The organism is Pigmentiphaga sp. NML080357 (genome assembly GCF_002188465.1).
Classification (GTDB): Bacteria; Pseudomonadota; Gammaproteobacteria; order Burkholderiales; family Burkholderiaceae_B; genus Pigmentiphaga.
Genome location: NZ_NINW01000017.1, coordinates 1 through 25,683, shown reverse-complemented (window position 1 = coordinate 25,683; position 25,683 = coordinate 1). Strand labels below are relative to the sequence as shown.

Annotated in this window: 27 protein-coding genes and 1 pseudogene; 14 read left to right on the top strand and 14 right to left on the bottom strand. The window is 65.7% G+C overall.

All coding sequences use genetic code 11. The features are described from left to right. Positions 1-105: 105 nt before the first annotated feature. Positions 106-1,002: a LysR substrate-binding domain-containing protein gene (locus CDO44_RS04175; protein WP_087779190.1), complete on the bottom strand. Its 897-nt coding sequence runs from the start codon at positions 1,000-1,002 to the stop codon at positions 106-108. A gap of 204 nt (positions 1,003-1,206) precedes the next feature. Between CDO44_RS04175 and CDO44_RS04170 the strand changes: the two are divergent. Next, positions 1,207-2,025, top strand: a pseudogene (locus CDO44_RS04170) (TIGR03571 family LLM class oxidoreductase); the annotation flags it as partial. Then, positions 1,917-2,327, top strand: a complete 411-nt coding sequence (locus tag CDO44_RS27790; protein WP_198951298.1) for an AAC(3) family N-acetyltransferase — start codon at positions 1,917-1,919, stop codon at positions 2,325-2,327. The pseudogene CDO44_RS04170 and the gene CDO44_RS27790, both read left to right, overlap by 109 nt. A gap of 26 nt (positions 2,328-2,353) precedes the next feature. Here the strand turns inward: CDO44_RS27790 and CDO44_RS04165 are convergent, their stop codons facing one another. Next, positions 2,354-2,965, bottom strand: coding sequence for a superoxide dismutase (locus tag CDO44_RS04165; protein WP_087779188.1), 612 nt, complete (start codon positions 2,963-2,965; stop codon positions 2,354-2,356). Positions 2,966-3,163: 198 nt separating this feature from the next. Between CDO44_RS04165 and CDO44_RS04160 the strand changes: the two genes are divergently transcribed. The 5 genes from CDO44_RS04160 to CDO44_RS04140 all read left to right on the top strand — a co-directional run bounded on the left by CDO44_RS04160 (position 3,164) and on the right by CDO44_RS04140 (position 7,930). Next, on the top strand, positions 3,164-3,340 hold the full coding sequence (locus CDO44_RS04160; RefSeq protein WP_087779187.1) for a ribbon-helix-helix protein, CopG family: 177 nt from the start codon (positions 3,164-3,166) through the stop codon (positions 3,338-3,340). Position 3,341: 1 nt separating this feature from the next. Then, positions 3,342-3,692, top strand: coding sequence for a glyoxalase (locus tag CDO44_RS04155; RefSeq protein ID WP_087779186.1), 351 nt, complete (start codon positions 3,342-3,344; stop codon positions 3,690-3,692). 10 nt (positions 3,693-3,702) lie between these two features. Next, a complete protein-coding gene (locus CDO44_RS04150) occupies positions 3,703-4,563 on the top strand; it encodes a class I SAM-dependent methyltransferase (RefSeq protein ID WP_087779185.1) in 861 nt (286 codons plus the stop codon). Positions 4,564-4,818: 255 nt separating this feature from the next. Then, positions 4,819-7,152 (top strand): mechanosensitive ion channel domain-containing protein, encoded by a 2,334-nt coding sequence (locus CDO44_RS04145; RefSeq protein ID WP_087779221.1) that lies wholly within the window; start codon positions 4,819-4,821, stop codon positions 7,150-7,152. Between the two features lie 46 nt (positions 7,153-7,198). Beyond that, positions 7,199-7,930 (top strand): hypothetical protein, encoded by a 732-nt coding sequence (locus CDO44_RS04140; protein ID WP_087779184.1) that lies wholly within the window; start codon positions 7,199-7,201, stop codon positions 7,928-7,930. On the opposite strand, the gene CDO44_RS04135 is transcribed toward CDO44_RS04140, so the two are convergent. Continuing rightward, the gene (locus tag CDO44_RS04135; RefSeq protein ID WP_087779183.1) at positions 7,927-8,400 is read right to left on the bottom strand and encodes a helix-turn-helix domain-containing protein; all 474 of its coding nucleotides are present in this window, start codon (positions 8,398-8,400) and stop codon (positions 7,927-7,929) included. The two genes, CDO44_RS04140 and CDO44_RS04135, sit on opposite strands and share 4 nt — an antisense overlap. Before the next feature lie 108 nt (positions 8,401-8,508). On the opposite strand from CDO44_RS04135, the gene CDO44_RS04130 reads away from it, so the two are divergent. Continuing rightward, positions 8,509-9,804, top strand: coding sequence for an MFS transporter (locus CDO44_RS04130; protein WP_087779182.1), 1,296 nt, complete (start codon positions 8,509-8,511; stop codon positions 9,802-9,804). 18 nt (positions 9,805-9,822) lie between these two features. Here the strand turns inward: CDO44_RS04130 and CDO44_RS04125 are convergent, their stop codons facing one another. From CDO44_RS04125 to CDO44_RS04085, 9 genes are all read right to left on the bottom strand, one after another. Beyond that, positions 9,823-10,254, bottom strand: coding sequence for a CopD family protein (locus tag CDO44_RS04125; RefSeq protein ID WP_087779181.1), 432 nt, complete (start codon positions 10,252-10,254; stop codon positions 9,823-9,825). A 9-nt stretch (positions 10,255-10,263) separates the two neighbouring features. Further along, complete coding sequence (locus CDO44_RS04120; RefSeq protein ID WP_087779180.1) at positions 10,264-10,599, bottom strand: DUF3817 domain-containing protein; 336 nt, start codon at positions 10,597-10,599, stop codon at positions 10,264-10,266. After that, positions 10,596-10,859 carry a hypothetical protein gene (locus CDO44_RS04115; RefSeq protein WP_087779179.1) on the bottom strand — a complete coding sequence of 88 codons (264 nt, stop codon included), beginning with the start codon at positions 10,857-10,859 and terminating at the stop codon, positions 10,596-10,598. Before CDO44_RS04115 ends, CDO44_RS04120 begins: the two co-directional genes overlap by 4 nt. Before the next feature lie 10 nt (positions 10,860-10,869). Continuing rightward, on the bottom strand, positions 10,870-11,196 hold the full coding sequence (locus CDO44_RS04110) for a helix-turn-helix domain-containing protein (RefSeq protein WP_087779177.1): 327 nt from the start codon (positions 11,194-11,196) through the stop codon (positions 10,870-10,872). 124 nt (positions 11,197-11,320) lie between these two features. Then, complete coding sequence (gene chrA, locus CDO44_RS04105) at positions 11,321-12,511, bottom strand: chromate efflux transporter (RefSeq protein WP_233146039.1); 1,191 nt, start codon at positions 12,509-12,511, stop codon at positions 11,321-11,323. 72 nt (positions 12,512-12,583) lie between these two features. Then, positions 12,584-13,012, bottom strand: a complete 429-nt coding sequence (gene arsC / locus CDO44_RS04100; protein ID WP_087779173.1) for an arsenate reductase (glutaredoxin) — start codon at positions 13,010-13,012, stop codon at positions 12,584-12,586. Then, entirely contained in the window at positions 13,009-14,106 is a 1,098-nt protein-coding gene (gene arsB / locus CDO44_RS04095) for an ACR3 family arsenite efflux transporter (protein ID WP_198951296.1), read from the bottom strand. The genes arsC and arsB overlap by 4 nt, the downstream gene beginning before the upstream one ends. 9 nt (positions 14,107-14,115) lie before the next feature. Next, positions 14,116-14,436 (bottom strand): helix-turn-helix transcriptional regulator, encoded by a 321-nt coding sequence (locus CDO44_RS04090; protein WP_087779172.1) that lies wholly within the window; start codon positions 14,434-14,436, stop codon positions 14,116-14,118. A gap of 97 nt (positions 14,437-14,533) precedes the next feature. Further along, complete coding sequence (locus CDO44_RS04085; RefSeq protein WP_087779170.1) at positions 14,534-15,469, bottom strand: LysR family transcriptional regulator; 936 nt, start codon at positions 15,467-15,469, stop codon at positions 14,534-14,536. A gap of 103 nt (positions 15,470-15,572) precedes the next feature. Between CDO44_RS04085 and CDO44_RS04080 the strand changes: the two genes are divergently transcribed. The 4 genes from CDO44_RS04080 (at position 15,573) to CDO44_RS04065 (ending at position 19,865) form a co-directional block, all read left to right on the top strand. Then, on the top strand, positions 15,573-16,448 hold the full coding sequence (locus CDO44_RS04080; RefSeq protein ID WP_087779168.1) for an aldo/keto reductase family oxidoreductase: 876 nt from the start codon (positions 15,573-15,575) through the stop codon (positions 16,446-16,448). Between the two features lie 94 nt (positions 16,449-16,542). Continuing rightward, complete coding sequence (locus CDO44_RS04075; RefSeq protein ID WP_087779166.1) at positions 16,543-17,001, top strand: Rrf2 family transcriptional regulator; 459 nt, start codon at positions 16,543-16,545, stop codon at positions 16,999-17,001. 97 nt (positions 17,002-17,098) lie between these two features. Continuing rightward, positions 17,099-17,992 carry an NAD(P)/FAD-dependent oxidoreductase gene (locus CDO44_RS04070; RefSeq protein ID WP_087779164.1) on the top strand — a complete coding sequence of 298 codons (894 nt, stop codon included), beginning with the start codon at positions 17,099-17,101 and terminating at the stop codon, positions 17,990-17,992. A 433-nt stretch (positions 17,993-18,425) separates the two neighbouring features. Further along, on the top strand, positions 18,426-19,865 hold the full coding sequence (locus CDO44_RS04065) for a M20/M25/M40 family metallo-hydrolase (protein WP_144389468.1): 1,440 nt from the start codon (positions 18,426-18,428) through the stop codon (positions 19,863-19,865). 16 nt (positions 19,866-19,881) lie between these two features. On the opposite strand, the gene nhaA is transcribed toward CDO44_RS04065, so the two are convergent. Both nhaA and CDO44_RS04055 read right to left on the bottom strand, forming a co-directional pair. After that, the gene (gene nhaA, locus CDO44_RS04060; RefSeq protein ID WP_233146037.1) at positions 19,882-21,723 is read right to left on the bottom strand and encodes a Na+/H+ antiporter NhaA; all 1,842 of its coding nucleotides are present in this window, start codon (positions 21,721-21,723) and stop codon (positions 19,882-19,884) included. Positions 21,724-21,858: 135 nt separating this feature from the next. Continuing rightward, on the bottom strand, positions 21,859-22,803 hold the full coding sequence (locus CDO44_RS04055; RefSeq protein ID WP_087779219.1) for a phytanoyl-CoA dioxygenase family protein: 945 nt from the start codon (positions 22,801-22,803) through the stop codon (positions 21,859-21,861). Positions 22,804-23,214: 411 nt separating this feature from the next. Between CDO44_RS04055 and CDO44_RS04050 the strand changes: the two genes are divergently transcribed. Further along, positions 23,215-24,786, top strand: a complete 1,572-nt coding sequence (locus CDO44_RS04050) for a hypothetical protein (protein WP_233146036.1) — start codon at positions 23,215-23,217, stop codon at positions 24,784-24,786. A 434-nt stretch (positions 24,787-25,220) separates the two neighbouring features. Beyond that, the gene (locus CDO44_RS04045) at positions 25,221-25,592 is read left to right on the top strand and encodes a hypothetical protein (protein ID WP_144389467.1); all 372 of its coding nucleotides are present in this window, start codon (positions 25,221-25,223) and stop codon (positions 25,590-25,592) included. The last annotated feature ends 91 nt before the right edge of the window (positions 25,593-25,683 follow it).

The window sequence follows — 25,683 nt, the reverse complement described above, 5'->3', positions numbered from 1 at the left end:
TGGCGTTGAATGATTGCATTCTGCCGGCTTTACGTTTGCCGATAAAGTCCTGAGCGCGCGCCTGGTGCGATGAAGATGGCCGGAAAACGGCCCGCGGCGCCGTGGTCAGGCCCGGGCTTCCCGCAGCGCCTCATCCGTGATCCAGTCGATGAACGCCTTGACTTCGGCGCGTGCGAGGGCGCCTGGCCGGGTGACGGCATAGTACGCAAATCGCGCGGGCCAGGGTTTGTCCAGCACCTGTACCAACCGTCCGTCCGCGATGTCCTCGCGCGCGTACTCGATCGGCACGAGGGCGATGCCCTGGCCCGCCTGCGCGGCGCGGATCAAGAGGAAATCATCGTCGAACGACGACCCGCGGGCGGCGCGCGGATCGTCGGCCACGCCATGCGCGCTCAGCCATAGGGGCCAGTCCGCACGATCGGAATCGTGCAGCAGGGGATACCTGAGGCAATCCTCCGGCGCATCGAGCGTATCGCCGGGGCCGAGCAGCGAGGGGCTGGCCACCGGCACGAGCACCGGCGCCATGAGGCGAATGGTGTCCAGGCCGGGGTAGTCGCCCAGGCCGTGGCGGAGCGCGACATCCACACGCTGTCGCCGCATGTCCGCGAGCGCGGAGGTGGCCTCGATGCGGATCTCGATGTCCGGGTGCCGTTCGTTGAAGCGGCCGAGGCGGGGCACCAGCCAGGAGGCCGCGAACGTGGCGACCGTGCTGACCGTCAGCGAGAGAGGGGAAGCGCTGTTGGCGAGTTGCGCCATGGTTTTTTCGATCTGGTCGAATGCCTGGCGCAATGGCGGATAGGCCTTGGCTCCCGGTTCGGTCAGCCGCAGCCCCTGGCGTTCGCGCTTGAAAAGCATCACGCCCGTCCTGCTTTCGAGCAGGCGCACTTGCTGGCTGATGGCGCCGGGCGTGACGTGCAACGAATCGGCCGCGGCCTTGATGGTGCCGCGCTGCGCGACTTCGACGAAGGCGCGTAGCGCCAGCAAGGGAAGGGGTGCGCTCATAGATTTAGTTTTTCTAAATTGATGGGGTAGAACAAATCGTTTCTACCTGCCAGATATTAGGGTGATCATGATGCAGCTTAGCCTACCTCAAGACTGTAGGAAAACTATATGAATTTCGCACCCAACCCCGGCCTCTCCCGGACGCCGCCCTCCACATCCGGCATGTCGTCGGAGGCGTTCAGTCATCACCGCGGCTACCTGAGAATGTTCAAGCCGGGGGAATTGACCGTGGGGGTCTTTCTGCCGTTGCGCTTCTATAAGGGCGACATGCGCGTGTTTGCCGGCCAGGAAGAGCTCGTGAGCCGGATCGATGCACATGGGTTCGCCGCGGTATGGGTGCGCGACATCCCGCTGTTCGATCCGTCGTTCGGCGACGCAGGCCAGGTTTTCGATTCCTTCTCCTATCTGGCATTCCTTGCGGCGAAGACGCGGGATGTGGCCTTGGCGACCGGCAGCGCGATTTTCTCGCTGCGCCACCCCATCGACCTGGCCAAGGCCGCAACGACCATCGATCATCTTTCCGGCGGACGCCTGGTGCTCGGCATTGCTTCGGGAGACCGTCCCGTCGAGTTCCCTGCGTACGGCATCGATCACGGTGCCCGAGGGGAGCGATTTGCGCAGGCCGTGGACTACTTTCGGCGGTTGATACGGCCGGGCATGCCTGCGATCGATTCGCCGCTCGGGCGCCTCGAGAATGTGGAGCTCCTGCCCAAGCCGGTCGCGGGCGCCATTCCCCTGATAGTGACCGGCGCATCCGGACAGGCGCTCTCATGGCTGGGCGAGCATGCGGACGGCTGGCTGACCTATCCCGGCGAATCGCATACGCGTCAAGGGCCGAAGCGACTGGAAAGCAAGATACGGGCGTGGCGCGACGAGATTCCCGATGGCGGGTTCCGGCCGCACATGACCAATGAATGGATCGACCTCGTGGAAGATCCCGACCATCCTCGCACGCCGTTGCGCGGCGGCTTTTTGCTGCAGACCGGGCGAAAGGGCTTGATCGATCTGTTGGGCGAATGGCGGCAGGGCCGCGCTATTGCACGGTTATCGAGCACGGCTCGCCGGTCCGCGTCGACTATCGCGAGAACGACCATTGCTGCGAGCGCTTCAGTCTGGCCGATGCCTGGCTCGGTGCAAAAGGGCTGCAGAGGAAAGGCCGGGTCGGCCATGCCATGGCGCGCCTGGTCCGGTCGCGCGACATCGTGGCGACGGCGCTCGGCCACCTCGCGCGCGATCCGCTGATCTTCCTGCATCCGCCCGAGGCCCGGTGCGAGGAATGCGACGAGGCGCGCAGGTCGGCGACCGGAGCCGGCCTGCCGCACTGAGCGGGCACCGCGGCCTGCCGCGGGTCCTACGCCATCGCCGCTTCGTATCTCCGACCCACCTCCGGCCAGTTGATCACGTTGTAGAACGCGGAAATATATTCGGGCCGCCGGTTCTGGTACTTCAGGTAATACGCGTGCTCCCACACGTCAAGCCCCAGTATGGGGGTGTTGCCGGTCATCAGAGGACTGTCCTGGTTGGCCGTGCTCTCCACCACCAGCTTTTTCCGGGGCGTGACGCTCAACCATGCCCAGCCGCTGCCGAAGCGCGAGACGGCGGCCTTGGTGAAAGCATCCTTGAATTTGTCCATGCCGCCCAGTTCGCCATCGATGGCGGTCGCTAGTCTCCCTTGAGGTTCGCCGCCGCCGTTGGGCGCCATGACGGTCCAGAAGAGGCTGTGGTTGGCATGACCGCCGCCGTTGTTGCGGACCGGTCCCTGGACCGCCTCCGGCAGCTTGGCGATGTCGGCGATCAACGCTTCGACGGGGGGAAACGGCAGGTTGGCGCCTTCCAGCGCCGCGTTGACGTTGTTGACGTATGTCTGGTGGTGCTTGGTGTGATGGATCTCCATGGTTTGCGCATCGATGTGGGGTTCGAGCGCGTCGTAGGCGTACGGCATAGGGGGAAGGGTGTAAGCCATTTGTTCCTCCAGGATCAGCTCGCGGTTCGGAAATAAACAATAATGATAATCAATATCATTGTGCGCCGAACGGGCGCATTCCGGTAGCAGCAAGCGACAGACCTGCGCTTTTTTCCATCCCGGCAGCTAGGCAGGCGCAGGATTGACCGGCTGCCCGGGATTTTCTAGAATGCTAGCAATCTAGCAATCAGGGCAGCCATGGCGGATGAAGACGTCAAGCAATTCAATGTGTACCTGCCGGTCAGCCTGATCCGGCGGGTCAAGCATCACGCCATCGAGTCGGAGTCGTCTCTCTCGGCCCTGGTGGCTGAAGCGTTGCGCGCCTATCTGGACGCGCGGCAGCCCGAGCGGCGATCAACCAGAAAGGAGAAATGACATGCAATCCGAGCGGATCGAGGCCGTGTTCCTGACCACTCACAACTGGGGCAAGGCGGCCAAGTTCTTCCAGGCGCTGGGCTTTACCCTCGAGTTCGAGACCGACCACAACTCGGGGCAGCTTCGCAGCGGCGACGGCCCTTATCTGTTCATCGCCGAGGTGCCGGCAAGCGAAAAGCCCGAGATGCAAGCCGTGCTCAAGGTGCCCGATGAGGATGCCTTCCGGCCCGAGCCCATCGTCGATGTGGTCACGCCGTTCGAGGATACTCATTGGGGCACGAGGGAAATGACGGTGCGCGATCCCGACGGGCGCATCTGGCGGCTGCAGGCCCCGGCCAAGACGGACAAGTGAGGCCGCGGCCATGAGCGACGAGCAAGATGCAATACCGGACAGCACGGCGGCGCGGGTTGCCTTGTGGCGCGCCCTGCATGTGGAAATCGATCCGCCGCCCCATGTGCTGGAAGACAAGGTCGGTCTTCAGCTGCTGGCCCCGGAGCAGGGCTGGCAGCGCCGCGGAGACATGGACCAGGAATTCACGCGGCCCTTTCGCGCTTCCATCGTCGCGCGCGCCCGCTTCATCGAGGACCTGGTGGTGGAGCAGGCGGGCCGCGGGTTGGGCCAGTATGTCATCCTGGGGGCCGGCCTGGACAGCTTCGCGCAACGCAAGCCGGAAGTGGCGTCCCGCCTCAAGATATTCGAAATCGACCGGCCAGGTCCCCAGGCATGGAAACGCCAGCGCCTGACCGAGCTCGGTTTCGGTGTCCCGGAGTGGCTGCGGTTCGTGCCGGTCGATTTCGAGGCGGGCCAATCCTGGCTGGACCAGCTCCTGGCGGCGGGCTTCGATGCCGGCAAGCCGGCGGTCGTGGTGTCCACGGGCGTGAGCATGTATCTGACGAAAGATGCGAATCGGGCGACGCTGCGCCAAGTCGCGGCGCTGGCGCCGGGCTCGACGTTCGCCATGACCTTCCTGCTGCCGCTGGAGCTGTCCGACCCCGACGTGCGCCCGGGACTGGAGATGGCGGTGAAGGGCGCGCAAGCCAGCGGCACGCCGTTCCTGAGCTTTTTCTCGCCACCCGAAATCCTGGCTCTGGCCCGCGAAGCAGGCTTTGGCGAAAGCCGGCACGTGTCGGCGGCCGAGCTGACCCAGCGCTACTTCGCGGGCCGGACGGACGGCTTGCGGCCGCCGGCCAATGCGGAAGAGCTGCTGGTGGCCCGCACTTGATTTGTTTCCTCGCGCAGGCTGTTTTACCCTGTCCCGGCGCAGCCCGGGGCAGGGCCGCGCCATGCTTCGCCAAGATATCTGTTTTCCCGATCCGGAGACCTCCTAGTGGTTCGACTCGCAACGACAGCATCCATTCTTCCCTTGCAATCAAACCGCGACGTTTCGCTGAGTCGTCGCAGGCTGTCGAAGCCCTGGTCGGTCCACGTCGCCTTGCTGTTGTGCCTGGTATTCGCGCTGGCCGCGAGCCGCGTCGCGATGGCGGCTCAAGCCGAGGGCGCATCATCGGTGTCGACCCCGACGCCGGCCGCCTTGGCGGACCTGCTCGAGAACCCCGAAAGCCGCCAGGCGCTCATCGACCAATTGCGCGCGCACGAGCCGGCTTCCGCACAGGCCCAGGCAAGGCCGGCGTCCGGCGCGGCCGCCGACCCGGACGGTCCGACATGGCGAGAGCGCCTTGCCGACGGTACGCAGCGCTTCCTTTCGGGGCTGGTGTCCGACCTGGCACAGGGAGCCGCGGACATAAAGGCGGCGGTGGCGGGCGATGGACTGCGCCTGGCGAGCGGCGAGACGGCGCAAGCCTTGCGCAGGCTGGCCGTGGCGGCAGCGACCGCCGTCGTGGCCTTCGTGCTGATGCGCTTGATCGCGCTATGGATCTATCGGCGTATCGACAACTGGGTGGCCAGCCTGGGATGGGACGCCACGGCGTCGCCCCGGGCCGGCGTGCCGGTCGGCATGCACGTGCTCTACCGCCGCGCGGGCGCCATCGTCGGCGCCTTGATCATCGACGTGCTGGTGGTGCTGCTGGCCGCCGCGGCGGCCTACGGCGTGGGCGTGTATGGCGGTCCCGGAGGCGGTGCGGTCGATCCGCTGGTGGCGGTGTTCCTCAAAGCTTTCCTGGCGGTCGAGATCACCAAGGTCCTGGTTCGTACGGTGTTTTCGACGCGGCATCCGCATTTGCGCCTGCTGCCGATGTCGGACGACATGGCCAGGTACTGGAACGGGTGGTTGATCGTGCTGGTCATGGCGGCGGGCTATGGGACGATGCTGGTCGACCCGGTGGTGTCCGCCGCCTTGTCCCCGGCCCTGGGCCGGCTGACGGGACTGGTCATCATGCTGGGCGTCTACGTCTACGCGGTGCGCGTCATCTGGCGCAATCGCCTGCGCGTGCGCGAGAAGCTCGAGCGCAGCGGATCGCGCACGGCGACGTTCCTGGGCACGTCGCCGCGCCTGTTGGCGCGGATCTGGCATTGGCTGGGCATCGGCTATTTTTCCGTGCTCCTGGTGGTCAGCCAGATCGATCCGACCAATGCGCTGCCCTTCATGGTCGCAGCCACGCTGCAGACCCTGCTGGCGATGGGCGTGGGCAGCCTGGCCATCGTCCTGTTGAACGCGCTGCTGGCCAAGCCCATACGCGTGTCGGACGAATTGCGCGCGCGCCTGCCCATGCTCGAGAGCCGGCTGAATTCGTATGTCCCGGCGGCGCTGCGGATCGCCGGCTGGGTAGTGCGCGTCGTCGTCCTGCTGCTGGTCCTGGACGCCTGGCGCGCGTTCGACTTGTCGCACTGGATCGCTTCGGGCGCCGGCGCGGCCGCCATCGGCGTGGCGGTGAATGTGGCTATCGTGCTGCTGATCGCGGCGTTGGCATGGACGGTGGTCGCCAGCATCATCGAGCACCGGCTGAACCTGCGGGAAGGCGGGGCGATGCCCACCGCGCGCGAGAAGACGCTGCTTTCGCTGTTCCGCAATGCCGCGCTGATCGTGATCGTGACGATGACCGTCATGGTGGTGCTGTCGCAGATCGGCATCGACGTGGCGCCGCTGATCGCCGGCGCCGGCGTGGTCGGGCTGGCCGTGGGCTTTGGCGCCCAGAAACTCGTGCAGGACATCATTACCGGCGTCTTCATCCAGCTCGAGAACGGCATGAACGAGAACGACGTCGTGCAGGTGGCCGGCGTGTTCGGCACCGTCGAGAAAATGACGATCCGGTCGGTGGGCATACGCACGCTGGACGGCGGCTACCACCTGGTGCCGTTCTCGTCGGTGGACGTGGTGGCCAATCACATGCGGGACTTCTCCTATCACCTGGGCGAGTACACCATCTCGCACCGGGAAAGCGTGGACGACGCCATGCAGCACCTGCGCAATGCCTTCGCCGAGCTGATGACCGACGAGGTGCTGGCGCCCGAGATCCTGGAGGACATCACCATTCCGGGCGTGACGGCCGTCAACGAAAAGGGCGCCACCATACGCGTGCTGATCAAGACCAAGCCGGGCATGCAGTGGGCCGTGCAGCGCGGCTACAACCGGCTGGTGAAGAAGCATTTCGCCGCGGCCGGCATCGAGCTGCCGTATCCGCACATGGTGGTGTATTTCGGACAGGACAAAGAGGGTTACGCGCCGCCGGCGAATGTCGTGCTGCAAGCCGAGCAGCCCGGCGAGCCGGGGCTCGCGCGCGCGCCCGGACATACGCTGCGCGGACTGGCCGCCGAACGTGCCAGGCCCTCCGGCGATGTATTGGGCAACGAACTGGACAAGGCCGTGGATGAGGGAGGGGAGTCGCCGGGCGAAGGAGCGCGGTCGCCGGCCTGAGCGTCCAATGGGTTATTCTCGCGGCAACGCGAAAAACGGAATCCGCATGACCCGTCTCAGGAAGGCCGGCGCGATCGCGGTGGCGTGCGCCATCGTGGCGGGCTGTGCCCAGTACCCAGCATTGCCGCGCGCGGGCCACGACGCGCGCGGCACCGAGGAAATGTCCTCGGACCAGATGGCGCAGACGGATTTCAACCGGACGTTGACCATCGCCATGCGCGACAACCTGTCGAGCCTGATGTCTCTGATGACCAAGCTCTACAAGCGGAATCCGCGCGAATGGCGCAAGTCCGGCAAGCCGAGTCTCGCGGCCGCGGCCGAAGCGGTCCGCCTGTCCATCGATGCCCGCACGCCGCCCGCGGGCCTGGAGGGATTGCGCGATATCGAGATCCTTGCCGTATCGCTCGATCCCGCCTACACCGGCGACCGCGTCGCCGCGTTCATCTACGGGATGGCCGACACCATCGTCACGGCCCATGACGGCAAGACGCGCTTCTACGCCTTCGACCTGCTCGATGGCGAACGCGTCTACAACGCCGCCCGCAACGTCGAAGCGGCTGCCTGGCTGCTCGGCAGCCGCCGCGATGCGCAGGGAGCTCCCTTGCTGCTGGCCAACGAATGGACGGACACGCAGGTGAACCTGAGCTTCGAGCGCGAGTTCGGGGCGATCATCGGACGCCTGGACCTGATCGCGAACCTGCTGGGCGAGAACTCGCGGCGGCTGGGCATCAACTACGCCCAGAACCTCTTTCTGTTTTCCTTTCTGCCGGTGCGCTAGCGCTGGCCAGGTTCCTCGTCAGTCTGCTCCGGAACCCGCAGGATCACGGTGTCGTCGGGGCCCACTTCCCGGCCATCCTGCGCCCGGACGTCGAGCCGCACCGGCTGGCCGGTTTCCCGATCGACCAGAACGGAATGTTCTTCGTCCGGTTCGTACAGGTGCCGTTCGCCCCATTGCCGGAGGGCGACCATCACGGGGAAGAGGTCCCGCCCCATCGGGGTCAGGCGATACTCCATGCGCGCGCCGCCTTCGGCAGCGGGCACGAGTTCCAGGATTCCACGCGCGGTCAGGGTCCGCAGGCGGTCCGAGAGGATGTTCTTGGCGATGCCCAGGCTCTTCTGGAATTCGCTGAATCGCGTCAAGCCATCGAAGGCATCGCGCACGATCAGGAGCGACCACCAGTCGCCGATCGCATCCAAGGCGCGGGCGCTGGGGCAGTAGTCGCCCTTCAGGCTTTTTCGTCCGACCATCGTGCAGCTCCGGCAGCATTGGCGGGGTTTTCGGATAATTGTTGCATTATAAAACCGAATTCGGTATCGTCATTTTGGTTTCGTTATAAAACCAATGACGAGGTTGCGATGGATTCGAAGGGAAGGGCGCCCGCCGGCGCCGTGCAAGCCGATGTTCCGCCCGGGCACCCCGCGCCAAGTGGCGAGGCAGCCGCGCCGACCGCTCTGTCGCTGACGCGGCCGGTGACGCTGCTGTTCGCGGTGGCGAGCGGGCTGGCCGTGGCGAACGCCTATTTCGCGCATCCTCTGCTCGACGTGATGGCGGACGACCTGGGGCTGTCGCGCACGCTGGCGGGCCTCATCGTGGGAGCGACCCAGCTCGGCTACGGCCTGGGACTCGTGCTGCTGGTGCCGTTGGGCGATCTCGTGGGCCGGCGCAAACTCATCATTGGCCAATCGCTGCTGTCCGTGCTGGCCCTGCTGTGCGTCGGCCTGTCGGGCTCCGGCGCGATGCTGCTCGCGTCGATGGCGGCGGTCGGGTTGCTGGCGGTCGTCACGCAGGCGCTGGTCGCCTATGCGGCAAGCCTGGCGCAGCCCGCCGCGCGTGGACAAGTGGTGGGCGTGGTCACGAGCGGGATCGTCCTCGGCATCCTGTTGGCCCGGACGGTTGCGGGGGCCCTGACCGATCTATCCGGATGGCGTACGGTTTACATTGTCTCCGCCATCCTGACGCTGGTAATCGCGGCGCTGTTGTACAAGACGTTGCCGCGGCAGCAACGGCCACGGGCGTCGATATCGTATCCGCGGCTGATCGGTTCGCTCCTGACGCTCTTCGTCGAGGAGCCCGTGCTGCGCATACGCGCGATCATCGCCATGCTGATCTTCGCCAACATCACGACGCTGCTCGCGCCGCTGGTGCTGCCGCTGAGCGCGCCGCCGTTCTCGCTGTCGCATACGGCAATCGGCCTGTTCGGCCTGGCCGGCGCGGCGGGCGCCCTGGGGGCCGCGAGGGCGGGGCGCTGGGCCGACCAGGGCCATGGCCAGCGCACGACCGGCATCGCGCTCGGCCTCATGCTTCTGGCGTGGCTGCCCATCTCGCTGTTGCCGCATTCGATAGCATGGCTGATCGTCGGCGTCTTCGTGATCGATTTCGGCTTGCAGGCCACCCACGTGACCAACCAGGGCATGATCTATCGTGTGCGTCCCGAGGCGCAGAACCGCCTGACCGCCGCCTACATGGTGTTTTATTCCATCGGCAGCGCGCTCGGCTCGTCGTTCTCGACGATCGTGTACGCGCATGCCGGCTGGACGGGTGTTTGCCTGATGGGTGCCGGCATCAGCGCGTTGACGCTCGCATTCTGGGCGTTGACCTTGAAGGCGACGCCGGCGTCGGCCACGCGGCGCGTGGCGTGCACGCAGCCGTGAATGCAGGGAGGGGGGCCGTCAGAACGGCTTGACGACGGCGAGCACGGCAATGACGGCGATGCTCGCCACGGTTGCCGCCGGAATGTGGCGCAGCGCAGACGACGGGGAGGGCAGGCTGCCGAGAGCCAGTCGCTTCAGCGTTCCCGTGGCCAATCCGTGCATCGCGGAGAGGAAGACGACGAAACCCAGCTTGATGGCCAGCCAGAGGGAGCCGAACCATTCTCCTTGTATCGCGATGGCGATTCCCAGCACCCAGGCCAGCAGCATCGCGGGCGAGGTTACATGGCGATCCCAGCGGCGGACGGTGTCCAGGGCGCGGCGACGGTCGGCCGTATCCGCCGGCACCTTCGCGCCGGCGCAGGCCTGTATGGCCATCGCCGCCGCCAGGAGCCCGCCAGTCCAGGTAAGCGCGGTGGCGGCGTGCAAGGCCTTGAGCCAGGGATAGATCATGGCCGCTCCTTAGTCGCACGCCGCGAGCACGGCCTGGCGCCGCGCCAGCCTTCGCTCATTGATGAATGCGCCGAAGGGAATGAATGCGGCGGCGACCAGCCGTATCATTTCGGAACGGGGCCATCCCCCGGCGCAGACCGTCCTGGCGAGCATCCACACATAGAGCAGGAAGGCCAACCCGTGGATCGGCCCCATGATGCGGGTGGCCATGGGCACGCCGGCCAGGTGCTTCAACGGTACGGCTACCAAGACCAGGGCCAGCAGGGTGCTGCCTTCGAGCAGCGAGACCGCCCGCATCCATCGCAGTTGCCGATGCTCCTCGGCACGCGCCTCCGGGGTGGTCATTCGACCTCCTTCAAGACCCTCTCGACATGGGCGAGCCGGGTTTCAATCGTCGCGGTGTGCTGCTTGAGCGCGGTCAGCGCGGCGGCGCTTTCCTCCTGCGCCTTCACCGCTTTGGCGGCCAACTCGCGATAAGCGTCTTCGCCGGCGGCGCGCAGGCGCGCCTGGCGCGCGCCGGAGAAGTACTTCATGCCGAAAACGGCGATGCACGTCGCCAGCGCGAGAACGGTGATGAGCAGAAACACCACGGATTTGTCTGTCATTGCTTTTCCTTCAGGGATCGGACTTGCCAGTGGGGGAGGCCAGCGTGCGTACTGCCCTTGCAATGGCAGGCGGAGTGAGATCGATGCGGAAGTCCGCCACCTCGAAATAGTGAAGCGCCTTGCCATCCTCGGAGAGCTCCAGCCGGCTCTTGACCAGTCCGGCCTCCTCGAGTTTGCGCAAGTGGAGGTGCATGAGCGGGCGGCTCATGCCGAGCTCGCGGGCGAGTTGGCTGATATAGGTGCGGCCGTTGGTGCTCAAGGCCGCGACGATCCGCAGACGATGCGGGTTGGCCAGCGCCGATATCCTCTCCAGCAGTTGATCGCCAGTGTTGGCCAAAGCGTGTTACCTCCTCCTGTCAGATTTAGTTTACGGGTGGATGGTGCCTCGTGTCAAAATTTTCTAACGTAAGTAAGAAAAAAATTACTAGTATCTAGAGAGGATTCGGGAAGAGAGGCGGCCGCTAGTCCGCCGCCAGCGCCCATCCGCCTAGCGCCGCCAAACCTACCACCAGGACGGGCGGCATGCGCCCATGCACCAGCAGTCCGAAGGCGGCCAGCGCCAGGCCGAAATCCGCGCGGCTGTGGACCGCGCTGGTCCACACCGGGTCGTAGAGCGCGGACAGCAGGATACCGACCACGCCTGCGTTGACGCCCGCCATGGTGGTCTGGACGTCCGGGCGCTGGCGCAGCCGTTCCCAGAACGGCAGGGCCGCGACGAGCACCAGCATGGCCGGCAGGAAAAGCGTGAGCAGCATGACGAGGCCGCCCGGCCAGCCCTGCAGCGGGCCGCGGGCGATGGTCCCAAGGTAGGCGGCGAAGGTGAACAGCGGACCGGGCACCGCCTGCGCCGCGCCGTAGCCGGCAAGGAATTCGGCATTGCCCACCGAGCCGGTGGGAACCACCGTGGCCTGCAGCAGCGGCAGCACCACGTGGCCGCCGCCGAAGACCAGGGCGCCCGACCGATAGAATCCTTCCAGCAAGGCGATCGTGGGCGAGCCGCCGGCCGCCGCCCAGATCGGCAGGATGGCGAGGGGCAACAGGAACAGCAGCAGGGCTGCGAACCCCAGCTTGCGAGAGATGGGGTACGAGGCGGCCTGTAAGACGTCTGGTGGGGATGATTGCAGCGCGATGCGGCCGAGCATGCCGGCAAGGGCAATGGCTGCGACCTGCCCTACGGCCGAGGGCAGGGCGAGTGTGATCAAGGCGGCCAGGATCGCCAGTCCTGCCCGGAACCGGTCCGGGCAAAGCGCCCTGGCCATGCCCCAGACCGCCTGTGCCACCACCGCCACGGCCACGACCTTGAGTCCGTGCACCCAGCCCGAATCGGCCAGCACCTGGTATTCGTTCATGCCATAGGCGAACAGCATCAGGATGAGGGCCGAAGGAAGCGTAAATCCCACCCAGGCCGCCAGCATGCCGGGCCAGCCCGCGCGCCCGAGGCCCAGCGCCATGCCGACCTGGCTGCTGGCCGGCCCAGGCAGGAATTGGCACAGCGCCACCAGGTCCGAATAGCTGCGGTCGTCCAGCCAGCGGCGGCGTTCGACGAACTCCGCACGGAAATAGCCCAAGTGGGCGATGGGTCCGCCGAAAGAGGTCAAGCCCAGTCGCAGGAAGGCGAGGAAGACCCGCCACGCGCTATCGTGTCTTTCCATGTCCGCCGGCATCAAATGGCCTCCTGCCGCATGCGGCGGGACAGCGCGGTGTCGATGCCGGGAAGACGAGTCTCAGGTCCGCACACGTTGGCCATCCTTGTCGATCACGGGCTCGCCGTCTTCCTTGTTGAAGGCGCCTTGCTGCGGCTGGGGAAGGATATCGAGCACGGCTTCCGAGGGCCGGCACAGCCGCGTTCCCAACGGCGTGACCACGATGGGCCGGTTGATGAGGATGGGGTGTTCCAGCATGAAGTCGATCAGTTGTTCGTCGGTCCACTTGGGATCGCCCAGGCCGAGTTCCTCATACGGCGTGCCCTTGACGCGCAGTACCTCGCGCACCGGCACTTGCATCGCCGCAATCAGGGCTTTCAGGGTTTCCCGGGTGGGAGGCGATTTCAGGTACTCGATGACTATCGGTTCGGCGCCGCTGTTGCGGATCAGGCCCAGCGCGTTGCGCGACGTGCCGCAGGCGGGATTATGGTAGATCGTGATGTCGTTCATGAGGCTGTCTCGCAGGAATCAGTTTGGGGCATACCGCGTTCATACCAGCCGCGCGAGCGATTGACCACGCGTACCACCAGCAGCATGACCGGCACTTCGATCAGTACGCCGACCACGGTCGCCAGCGCCGCACCGGAATGGAACCCGAACAGGCCGATGGCGGCGGCCACGGCGAGTTCGAAGAAGTTGCTGGCGCCGATCAGCGCCGAAGGGCACGCTATGTCGTGCCTTTCGCCCACCTTGCGGTTGAGCCAGTAGGCCAGCCCCGAGTTGAACAACACCTGGATGAGAATGGGGACCGCGAGCATGGCGATGACCAGCGGCTGTTGCAGGATCGCCTGGCCCTGGAAGGCGAACAGCAGCACCAGCGTCAGCAGCAGCGCGGCGATGGACAGCGGGCCGATGCGTGCCAGCGCGCGCTCGAAGGCGGATTGGCCGCGGCGCAGCAGCGCACGGCGCCATGCCTGGGCGATGGCGACCGGGATCACGATATAGAGTGCTACCGAGATCAGCAGCGTATTCCATGGCACGATGATGGACGAGAGTCCGAGGAGCAGGCCCACGATGGGCGCGAAGGCGAACACCATGATGGCATCGTTCAAGGCGACCTGGGACAGCGTAAAGACGGGGTCGCCGCCAGTCAGTCGGCTCCAGACGAACACCATGGCCGTGCAAGGCGCGGCGGCCAGCAGGATCAGGCCGGCGATGTAGCTGTCGAGCTGGTCGGCCGGGAGCCAGGCGGCGAAAACATGGCGGATGAACAGCCAGGCCAGCAGCGCCATCGAGAAGGGCTTGACGGCCCAGTTGATCAGCAGCGTCACTCCTATGCCGCGCCAGTGCCGTCGCACTTGGCCGAGCGCTCCGAAATCCACCCTGAGCAGCATGGGAACGATCATGATCCAGATCAGCAATCCCACGGGCAGGTTGACCTGGGCCACTTCCATGCGCCCGATGGCCTGGAACGCGTCGGGCGCCATCTGCCCCAGCGCGATGCCGGCGACGATGCACAACAGGACCCAGACGGTCAGGTAACGCTCGAAGAGATTCATCGAGGAGGCGGCCGCTTGCGGCGCCGGCATGAAATGTCCGGTCATGGTGGTCCCTCAGCAGCATGCCGCGGTCGAGGAGACCTCGCAGACGCCGCCCTGGCAGCAGTGCTCGGTCAGGTAGCCGATGAGCTCGTTCATCCGGGCGTATTCGGCGCGGTAGATCAGGTTGCGGCCCTGCTGCTCGATGGTGACGAGGCCGGCATGGGCCAGCTCCTTCAGGTGGAAAGAGAGGGTGTTGCGGGCGACGTCGAGCTGCTCGGCAAGCGTACTGGGCGTGAGCCCCTCCGGGCCGGCAACGACCAGGGCGCGAAATATTCGCAGGCGTTGCGGGTGAGCGAGGGCGGCGAGAGCGGAAATGACTTGGGGTTCTTGCATAATTCAATAATACAACAAATATTGAATAGTAGTGTGGCAAGATCGTCCGCCATAACGATATGGGACTTCCGCCGCAGTGAAGGACCGCCTGCCTCGCCTATTTGCGGCCGGTCTTGCCCGGCGGTTCCCACGTCCCGCGGTCCTTGATGAAATCGATGAACGCGCGCAGCGGCGAGGGGAGGTGGCGGCGGCCCGGATAGTACAGGAACGGTCCGGTGAAGCTCTGCCACCATGGTTCGAGCACGGGTTCCAGCGCGCCGCTGTCCAGATGGGGCTGCAGCCAGCCTTCGAACAGATAGATGATGCCCAGGCCGTCCAGCGCGGCGTCCACGGCCAGGTCTACTCCGCCGCTCACGTTCACGAGCAGCGGGCCGCTGGGGTCCACCCGTACGACCTGCCCCTTGCGCTCGTATTCCCAGGCCGGCATGGCGCCGCTGGCGAACCGGCCGCGCAGGCAGGCATGGCGGAGCAGGTCGCGCGGGTGTCGCGGCCGCCCCCGGGCTTCGAGGTAGGCGGGCGCCGCGGCGGTGGCGAATCGCTGGCGGCGGGGGCCGATGGGCACGGCGATCATGTCCTGCTCCAGCCGTTCGTCGTAGCGGATGCCGGCGTCGCAGCCGGCGGCCAGCAGGTCCACGAATCCGTCTTCGACGATGACTTCCAGCTTGATGTCGGGGTAGGCCCGCAAGAACGGCGTGACCAAGGGCGCCAGGACGAGGCGGGAAGCGCTGGCCGGTACGTTCAGGCGGAGCGTTCCCGCCGGACGGTCGCGAAAATTGTTGACGACGTCGAGCGCGGCTTCCACCTCGCCCAAGGCGGGCACCAACCGTTCGACGAGGCGTGCGCCGGCTTCGGTGGGGGCGACGCTGCGCGTGGTGCGATGGAGCAGCCGCACGCCCAGCCGGGATTCCAAGCGCCGGATGGCTTCGCTCAGACTCGAGGCCGAGGTGCCGGTGGCGCGGGCTCCTTCGCGGAAACCCTTGGCCCGCACCACGGCCAGGAACGCAAACAGGTCTTGCAGGGGAGGAGAGGACATTGTTCGAAATTCCGCACAACCTGTATCGATTACATAGGATTATCGATCGGCAGGTCAATGCCTATAGTGGCGGGGATTCTTCGCTACCTTCTGGAGAAACCGCATGACCGACTTGAAGCAAGCAGGCCGTTTCCCGCTGGCCGACCGCAGCGTGACCCGCATGGGCTATGGCGCCATGCAGTTGGCGGGTCCCGGCGTATTCGGACCGCCGAAGGACCGCGGCGCGGCGCTGGCCGTGCTGCGCGCTGCGGTGGAAGCGGGCGTGGATCACATCGATACGAGCGATTTCTACGGCCCGCATATTACGAACCAATTGATCCGGGAAGCGCTGCATCCGTATCCCCGGGACCTCGTCATCGTGACCAAGGTCGGTGCCGTACGCGGGGCCGATGCGTCGTGGAATCCCGCGCAAAGCCCGGCCGAGCTCGCCCGTGCCGTGCACGACAACCTGCGCAATCTCGGTCTCGACGTGCTGGACGTGGTGAACCTGCGCCTCATGGGTGACGTCCATGCGCCGTCCGAAGGCTCGATCGAAGCGCCCTTCACCGCCTTGGCGGAGCTGCAGCGACAAGGGTTCATCCGGCATCTGGGCCTGAGCAACGCCACGCCCGCGCAAGTGGCGCAGGCCCAAGGTATCGCGAAAGTGGTGTGCGTGCAGAATCACTACAACCTCGCGCATCGTGCGGACGATGTGTTCATCGACGATCTTGCCAGACAGGGGATCGCCTATGTTCCGTTCTTCCCGCTCGGCGGCTTCACGCCGCTCCAGTCCGGAATCCTGTCCAAGGTCGCGGCACGGCTGGAAGCCACGCCGATGCAGGTGGCGCTGGCGTGGCTGCTGGCGCGTTCGCCCAACATCCTGCTCATCCCCGGCACGTCTTCGTTGGCCCATCTGCGCGAGAACCTGACAGCGGCGTCGTTGGCGCTGCCGGCCGACGCGCTGTCCGAGCTGGACGGCATCGGCAGGCCCGCAGGCTGAAAGCCGGCGCGTTGCGCAGCCGACGGGGACAGGGCAGATGCGGTATCGTTGGGAGACTCGATCCATCCGCTTCCCGATACCGCAAGACCGACGCGTGAGAACAGATAGCCGCCTTTCCCGGATGTTGCACGTCCTGCTGCACATGGCACGGAACGATCGGCCGATGACGTCCGAACAGATCGCCGCCATGCTGGGAACGAATGCCGCCGTCGTGCGCAGGACCATGGCGGGCATGCGCAAGGCCGGCTACGTGCAGTCGGAGAAGGGACACCACGGCGGCTGGCGCCTGGCCTGCGATCTGCGCCGCGTCACGCTGCTGGACATCCACCATGCCGTGGGTGGCCCGAGGCTCTTCGCGATTGGCGCCGACCGGGACAATCCCGACTGTGCGGTGGAACGGGTCGTCAACGCCGCCCTTGCCGATGCCTTGCGACAGGCGGAGGAGTTGCTGACAAGGCGGCTCGGTGCCGTGACCCTGGCCGACCTTGCGGCCGAATTCGACCAGCTTTGCTCCACGCATCCGGCGGCTGCACACGCGCATTCCCACGCCTGAGCGGCCCGGCGCATGCCGGGCATTGCAATCCGCTCGCCACGCCGGCCGGTCAATCATGTATCATTAAAAGTATCATGATTGCTCAGGGAGCGTGGACATGGACTACGACGTAATCATCATCGGCGGCAGCTACGCGGGCTTGTCGGCAGCGCTGCCGCTCGCACGCGCACGGCGCAAGGTACTCGTGGTCGACGCGGGCAAGCGGCGCAACCGGTTCGCGGCCCGCTCCCACGGTTTCCTGACGCAGGACGGCGTCGAACCCGACCAGATCGCCGCGCAAGGCCGGGCCCAGCTCATGAAGTACGAAACCGTCGCCTGGATGGATGGCCGCGTCGATAGCGTGCGGCGGGATGCCGAGGGCTTCCTGGTGTCGGTGGACGGGCGAGCCGTACAAGCGGCGCACCGCCTCATCCTGGCCGCCGGCGTCGAGGACGAGTTGCCTCCGGTTCCCGGACTGGCCGAGCGCTGGGGCAAGCACGTCTTCCATTGCCCCTATTGCCACGGCTATGAGCTGCAGCAGGGCCGCATCGGCGTGCTCGCCACTTCCGAAATGTCGATGCACCAGGCCTTGATGCTGCCCGACTGGGGGACGACGACCTTCTTCCTGAACGAGGTCTTCGAGCCGGACGCGCAGCAGCGATCGCAGTTGCAGTCGCGAGGCGTGCGGGTCGAGAGCGGGGCCGTGTCGCGGCTGGATGGCGACGGCCTGGAGGTGATCATGGCGGACGGCAGGGCAATTGCGCTGGACGGCCTGTTCGTGGCGACGCGCGTGCGGCCTTCCGGACTGGCGGCGCAACTGGGCTGCGCGCTCGAGGAAGGACCGTTGGGCGCGGTCGTCAAGACCGATCCCATGAAGGCGACGACGGTGCCCGGCGTGTTCGCATGCGGCGACCTGGCACGGGCCGCCGGCTCGGTGCCGCTGGCGGTGGGCGATGGCGCGATGGCTGGCGCGGCAACCCACCGCTCGCTGATGTTCGGCCTGGGCGGGTAGGGAAGGCCGCTGGCATCAAGAGGGCCTGAGCGCGCCCGCCCGGCCGTCCGAAGGGCGCGCTCCCTCCCTCGGGGGGGATGTCGCGCAGCGACAGGAGGGTACACCAGTGAGGGCGCCGGCAGTGATGTCGTCGATGCTGGTGGCCGCAACGCCTTTCTTGAGGAACAGGCGCTCGGCGGCGTCCATCAGATCCGCACGCCGGCTGCGGGCGCGCGGATCCGGCGCCGGGATGGCGGGACAGGGCAAGGTTTCTATTGAAACTTTCCGTTACAATCCGCGCCCAGCGGAGGTAGGGCGCGGCGAGGTCCGCCCTTGGCTCTCTTTTCCCGATTCTTCAAGGATATTCCATTGAATTGGCATCTTCCTGGCCGGCCGCCTGGCGGCCGTGGCCGGCTCGGCACTAGTGCTAGCGGCCTGCGGCGGCGACGGAGCCGTGGCACCGGCACAGGCTTGTGCGCAGCAGGTGAACGATACCGAGGACAAGCTCCTGGCCTGCGTCACGCTGGACGGCGTGCTGGCGCACTTGCGCGAGTTCGACCGCATCGCCAAGGCCAACGGCGGCCACCGCGCGGCGGGATCGGCGGGGTACGAGGCGTCGGGCGCGTATGCCGAGAAGGTGCTGCGCGATGCCGGATATGTCGTCACGCGTTCAGAGTTCGGCTTCGTCCGTTTCGACGATCTCGGCGGCAGCGTGCTGCGGCAGATGGCGCCGCTGCCCGGCGCCGATTTCGCGCATGAGGTCATGCCGTATTCCGGCTCCGGCGACGTGACGGCGAGCGTGACCGCGCTGGCTGGACCAGGGTGCGCCGCCGCGGATTTTGCCGGTTTTCCCGCGGGCAATATCGTGCTCATCGAGCGCGGCGGCTGCGATTTCAGCCAGAAGGCGTCGCTGGCCCTTGCCGCAGGCGCCGCCGGCGTGGTGGTCTACAACAATGCGGAAGGGCCGGTGCACGGTTCGCTGGGCGAGGGCTTCACCGCCGACCTGCCGGTCTTGGAGGTCTCGCAGGCCGTGGGAAGACAACTGGCCGGCACGCCGGGCCTGGCGCTGCGTATGGCCGCGACGACGCGGCGCGAACGGGGAACGACCTTCAATGTCCTGGCCGAGAGCCGGGCCGGCGATCCGGACCACGTAGTGATGGCGGGTGCGCATCTGGATTCTGTCCTCGACGGGCCGGGCATCAACGACAACGGCAGCGGCTCGGCCGCGATCCTGGAGACGGCCGTGCAGATGGCCAGGGTGACGCCCCGGCACAAGGTACGTTTTGCGCTCTGGGGGGCGGAGGAGATAGGCATACTAGGCGCGACGGATTACGTCGAACGGCTCGAGCCGGATGCATTGGCGAAGATTGCGCTGTACCTGAATTTCGACATGATCGCGTCGCCCAATGCGGGCTACTTCATTTATGACGGCGACGATTCGGACGGCATCGGGGAGGGGCCCGGGCCGGAGGGGGCCGGGGCCATCGAAAAGTTCTTCGAGGCTTTCTATGCGGCCCGCGGCAAGGCCTTCAAGGGTACGGACTTCGATGGACGCTCCGATTACGGTCCCTTCATCCGGCAGGGCATTCCGGCGGGCGGCATCTTCTCTGGTGGCGAGGACATCAAGACGGCAGACGATGCGGCGCGATGGGGCGGAACGGCGGGCATCGCGTTTGACCCGTGCTATCACGCTGCCTGCGATGGCCTGGCGAACCTGGACCTGGCGGTGCTCGATCTGAATTCGGACGCGGTCGCCGCGGCCACGCTGCGTTACGCGAACGACCTCGGGGGCATTCGCGGCGCATCCGCGGCAAGACCGCTCCAGTCGGTCCGAGCCGCGGCCTATACGCCGCCGTCGGATATCCGGCCCAGGCACTTGCCGGCGCTGAAATGAGCGCCGGAGCGAGCGGCTAATCCGCGTCGGCCGGCCCCGTCCGGCCGGCGTTCCACAGGATGGCCACGCCGGCGAGGGAGGACAGGATGGAGCCGATGAACACGGCGACCTTCGCCGCGGCGAAATCCGTATTCTCCGGGAAGGCCTGGCCGGCGATGAACAGCGACATCGTGAAGCCTATCCCCGCCAGTGCGCCGGCCCCCAGCAGCTGGCGCCAGGAGTAGTCGGCCGGCTTGCGTGCGATGCCCAGCCGGACGGCCAGTACCGACGCGGAGAACAGGCCGAGCGGCTTGCCGATCACCAGTCCGGCGATGATGGCCATGGCCAGGGGCTCATGGCCGGAAAGGATGTCCGGGGCGATCGCCACGCCGGCATTGGCGAGGGCGAACAAGGGCAGCACGACGTAGCTGGAGCGCGCGCCCGCGGTCCGCAGCAGCCGGTCTGCCGGCGACTCCAGCCGGTCGTGGATCGCGTCGAAGGCTGCCAGCGCGGGCAGCGACGGCCCATGCCGCAGGACTTCGCCGCTGCGGCGGGCTTCGGCCGTCAGGATCGCGTCGGCCTGGGCCACCAGGCTCGCGAGGTTGGGAGGAGGCCGGGTAGGGATGAACAGCGCCAGCAGGACGCCCGCCATCGTCGCGTGCAGGCCGCTCGCGTGCACGCAGGCCCAGAGCAGGATGCCGACCAGGGCATAGGGCGCTACGCGGTAGATGTGTGACCGGTTGAGCAGTGCCAGGACTGCCACCAAGGCGGCGGCCGCGGCCAGGTAGCCGAGGCTTAGCGAACCCGAATAGAACAGGGCCACCACGACGATGGAGCCGATGTCGTCGACGATGGCCGCCGCCGTCAGGAAGACCCGCAGCGCGGCCGGGACGCGGTTGCCCATCATGGCGATGAGCGCCACCGCGAAAGCGGTATCCGTGGCCATGGGCACGCCCCAGCCGTGCGACCATGGCCCGCTGGGAGTGAACAGCCAGTAGAGCAGGGCCGGCACGAACATGCCGCCCAGCGCCGCCGCCACCGGCAGCGCGGCGGCGCGCAGGTTGGCCAGGTGGCCCACGGTGAATTCGCGCTTGATCTCGAGTCCCACGACCAGGAAAAAGATCGTCAGCAGGCCGTCGTTGATCCAGTGCAGCAGCGACATGCCGAATCCGTCCTGCCCGAATGAAACCGCCAGCGGGCGTTCCCAGAAGGCCGCGAAGGTCGTGCCCAGTCCTGAGTTGGTGAGCAGGACGGCCAGGGCGGCAGCCAGCAGGAGCAGCACGCCGGCGGACGGCGCCCAGCCGGCGAAATCCTGCGCCACGCTGCGGATGCGGTGGCCGGGCGTCCGCAACATGGCGTCGGTGAAGGAGCTGTCGTCCCAGGGGCCATCGTAGCGGCGGCCGTTGATGAAGAAGGTGGGCGTCACCATCACGCGGCTGGCCCGGGCACTCTGGACGTCCGCCTCGACGCGGGCCCGGGCGCGCGCATCGGCCTGGGCCGCTTCGGCTGGCGCCGCGCCGGTTACGCCCAGCTCGCCGGCGACCAGTTCGAGATCGTCCTCGGTCAAGGTCTTGGAGTGCGTCATCAGCGCGACGTGGGCATCCCAGAAGCGCCTGGGATCCTGGGCGTGTTCGACCAGTTCGGCCGCCCTGCGGGCAATGTCGCTGCCGGGCAGCGGATAGTGCCTGAAGACGTACCGCAGGCGGTCGCCGAGCTGGTGGCGGATCTCGGCGATGCGCTCGTTGGCCGCGCGGCAATACGGGCAGGCATAGCTGCCGTATTCGACGAGGGTGATCTCGGCGCCGGGCGGGCCGAGTACATGGTCGTTGGCGTCGTCGACAGGGCGATCGAGCCTGCCGGTCAAGGGGTCTGAAGACACGTGTAGCCTCGCGTTGCCCGAGGCCATCCGCGCCGGGAAGGGGCGCCGCAGCCTCGGGGCCCCATTGTAGGGGGAGACGGGAGGCCGCAGCACCGTGCGGGTTCCGGCCGGAGGGGGGGCCGGAGAAGACCAGGTTCAGGCGACTTCCTTGGGCGGTGCCTCGCCGCCGGAGGCGGGCTGCCGCTTGCCCCGCAGGACCTTGTTGACGGCCCGTATCGTCGCCCAGGCCATCCATCTCGGGCTGGTCAGGCGGGCCGAAGGAAGCCGCCGCATGACTTCGATGGCCAGTCCGCCGCGCTTGTGCCACTGCTTGCGCCGTGTCTGGCTGTCCGTCCACCGGCCTTCGAGCCAGGGGAACTCGCGCCTGCCGGGCTTGTAGACGGGAGGCGTGTTGAAGATCAGGATGTAGGCGAGGCGGGGCGCCGGCGAAGTATTGGGCGCGGTGTAGTGCAGGGTGCGCATGTGATGAACGGTCGCATCGCCCGCCTGCAGGGGCGCGGGTACCGCGAGTTCGCGCGGAAAGTCCGCGCAGCACTCCAGCGGGTGCAGGCTCTTGTCGCCCCCCGGCGAGCGATGCTCCAGGACTTCGTACTTGTTCGAGCCGGGAATGAACTGCATGCAGCCGTTTTCCTCGGTGACCGGCTGCAGCGCGAGCCAGATGCTCAGTTCCTTGTACTCGAAGTCGGGGGAGCGGAAGGCCTCGTCCTGATGCCAGGGGGTCTCCGGACCCGTCAGGCCGGGCTTGAGCAGGGCATGTTCGCCGTACAAGGCGGCGTCCTCTCCCAGCAACTGCCGGGCCAGCGCCAGGGCATGCTGGTGGTAGCGGGTCTTGAGCAGCGCGGGCGCATAGTGCCGCGGATCGTGCATGCTGGGGAATTTCGCCGGCTTGGAAGGATCGTCGCGGCTGACGAAGTCGTACTGCGCGCCTTCGTCGTATCCGGTCCGGTTCTTGAACAGATCCAGCAAGGTGGTGCGGATCAATTCGATCTCTTCGGGCGGACATATGCCCTCCAGCGTGAGGAATCCCTGTCTCTGGTACAGCGCGGCCTGCGCGTCCGATATCACGCTCGTCTCTTCCATGATTCCCCCCATGAATGCCTTTCGGCTCGTAGCCTTTTGGCAAGGTTTGACATGGGGCCTAACGTATCGCTTCGAACGGTTGCCTAACCATCGCGCATCGGCCCTAAATCAGAGCGCCGAGACGGCGGAGGGGTTGGCGTATGGAGAGCTAATGCAGACGTGCTACGCGTGACAGCGGCGTGACGGCATGCGCGCTAGGGTAATCCCGCGAACTAGGACGTGTGTAGGAGGTGTTTATACGGCTTCTTCAAGCGCGTGTCGTATTGCATGGGGAGCATTTCCTCTGTTGTCCCGGGCATTCGCCCTAGGACGTGCGCAGGCTGGAAAGCACATGGGAAAGCAAGCAGTATCCACAGTGTGACTTGACTCCAGAGCGCGGGTGCGGCAATGAGCATAGCGAGGATTGCGCTGTTGGTTGATGCCTACGAGCAGCCCGGATGGGTGTGTGATCTCATTGAATGGATCGTGCAGCGTCGAGACTTCGAGCTGGCTGCGATCCTTGTGGCGCCCCATCGTCCGATACGTGCCGGCTGGACGCGCAGGAACGGCCCGTTGATGAAAGCCCTGATCCAGATGGAGCAGCGCGTGCTGACCGAGAGGCAGCGTGCATTGCTCAAGAGCCAGGACATACGCCTGCTGCCGAGCGTCGAGAGTAAGCCTATAGGCCTATGGCCCAAGTCGAATGCGGCGGAGGCGCTGCGCGGACTGGAGCTCGACCTGATCATCGCGCCCGACGGCCTGCCCGTTGCGCGCGACCAGTTGCAGGGGGCGGCGCGGATCGGAACCTGGTGCCTCTCGTATTGCGCGACCGACGCGGGGTCGGGCAGGTACGCCGGCTTCTGGGAAGTCCTGCGCCGGGCCGACCATACGGTGGAGACCCTGTGGTGGCTGGCCGAACGTCCCGAGGACGACGAGCCGATAGAAAAGCGCAGCTTCAATACCGAGGCATTCTGGCTGAAGAACCAGGCCCGCGCCTTCGACCTGGGCAAGCTGATCATTTGCGATGCCCTTTGCTGCCTCGCGGTGGCGGCGCCGCAGCGGTACACGGATCCGGTCCCGCGCATCGACACGGCCCTGCCCACAGGCCACCCCACGGAGTGGGATGGGGCCAGCTATCTCGCAAGGCAGGTCTGGCTGGCCGCCGTGCTGACGATGCGCCGTCTGATGAACCGGAACATGCGATGGCGGATAGGCATGTTCCCCTCGATGGGGGCGCAGGCCATGGCGTCGGACGCGCTCGTCCTCACGCCGCCGAAAGGCCGTTTCTTTGCCGATCCCTTCGTGCACATGCGCGACAACCGCCCCTACATTTTCTTCGAGGACTACGACTTCAATGAGCGCAAGGGACGAATCGCCGTAGCCACCTACCGCGACGGCCGCTTCGAACTGCTCGGCGACGTCCTGAATCTACCGTACCACCTCTCGTTTCCCTTCGTGTTCGAATACCAGGGTGCCACTTACATGGTCCCCGAAACTTGCGGCAACCGCAGTATCGAACTATGGAAATGCGAGGAGTTTCCGATGAAATGGAAACTCGAATGCACCTTGATGCGGGATATATCGGCGGTGGACACCATCGTGTTCCAGCACGGGGAGTATTGGTGGCTGCTGACCAATATCGACAGGACCGATGGGCTGAGCCATTGCGACGAGTTGTTTGCGTTCTACGCATCTTCGCCCACGGCGACGGACTGGCGGCCGCATGCGGCAAACCCGGTGGTGCGCAGTCCGGCGAAAGCCCGGAATGCCGGCCTGGTGGTGTCGCCGTCAGGCGATATTATCCGCTGCGCGCAATATCAGGGTTTTTGCCAATATGGCAAAGGGATATCCCTTAACCGTATCGAGAAACTAACCCCGCTGGAATATCGGGAAAGCGACGGAACTGTTCATTACGCGCAATTCGTCGGTAAAAACAACTCAGCCATGCATCATTGGCACAGCCATGGCGGGCATACCGTTTTCGACTTTGCATATATGGAATAGTCCGGCCGGTTTTCCTCCGCCGTTCGGTTTCATCCCGATGAACTAAGTAATGGGTCTAATCATGCGTATATCGCACAAGATGATATATCTTCGTAACCAAGACGCGAGGGGAGGTCGACACATACTCGCGCGGAAATGCGCATATCGTATCGGTGTTGTGCTACAACTAACGAAAAAGGCCACTTCAAGCGGAATGACTCATTCTTGAAGTTTCCGGATTCGTAGGAACGCCTTTTCTTCGGGGTTACCTCATTTTATTCCACTGTAAAGAATCCAATCACTGTCCGCCACCGGATAGTGACGCAATTCCGCGATTTTGAGACAGTTGTAACAAAAAATAATTGGATGCGGCGCTGGTCTTTTAGTGGGTACCGATGTTGATGCGGGCAGGCGCCCATTTAGAAACAGAGGAAGTGATGGGAAAAATAGTCCTGATGGAATCTCATCCGTTACTACGTCTCGGTTTATGGCAGATAGTGAACAAGCTGGGAGAACTCTGGGAGATCGTCGAGTTAGATTACGACGATATTTCCAAGGCGGATCCCGCTGCCATCGGGGTCGATCTTCTGATTTATGGCGTGTCGTCGGCGATGGACTCCGACTGGCATCTCCTCATGGAGATACACAAGACCTTGCGGCCCAAGCGGATCCTGCTGTTGACCGATGTGCTGCCGCTGCCGGGCGGTTTGCACAACCTGGCGGGAGTGCCGGTTTCCGGGTGCGTCATGAAAACGGTGTCGGTAGAAATCCTGGAAGCAGCCATCCGGCTGGGTAATCCCCCCATTTTTAGCGTTTGCCAGAAGTAGGAACGCTATGCGGCCATGGCGAGCCGCTGTTTCGGGGTAAATCCGCCCAGGGCCATGTTCGGGCGCTCGTGATTGTAGGACCACATCCACT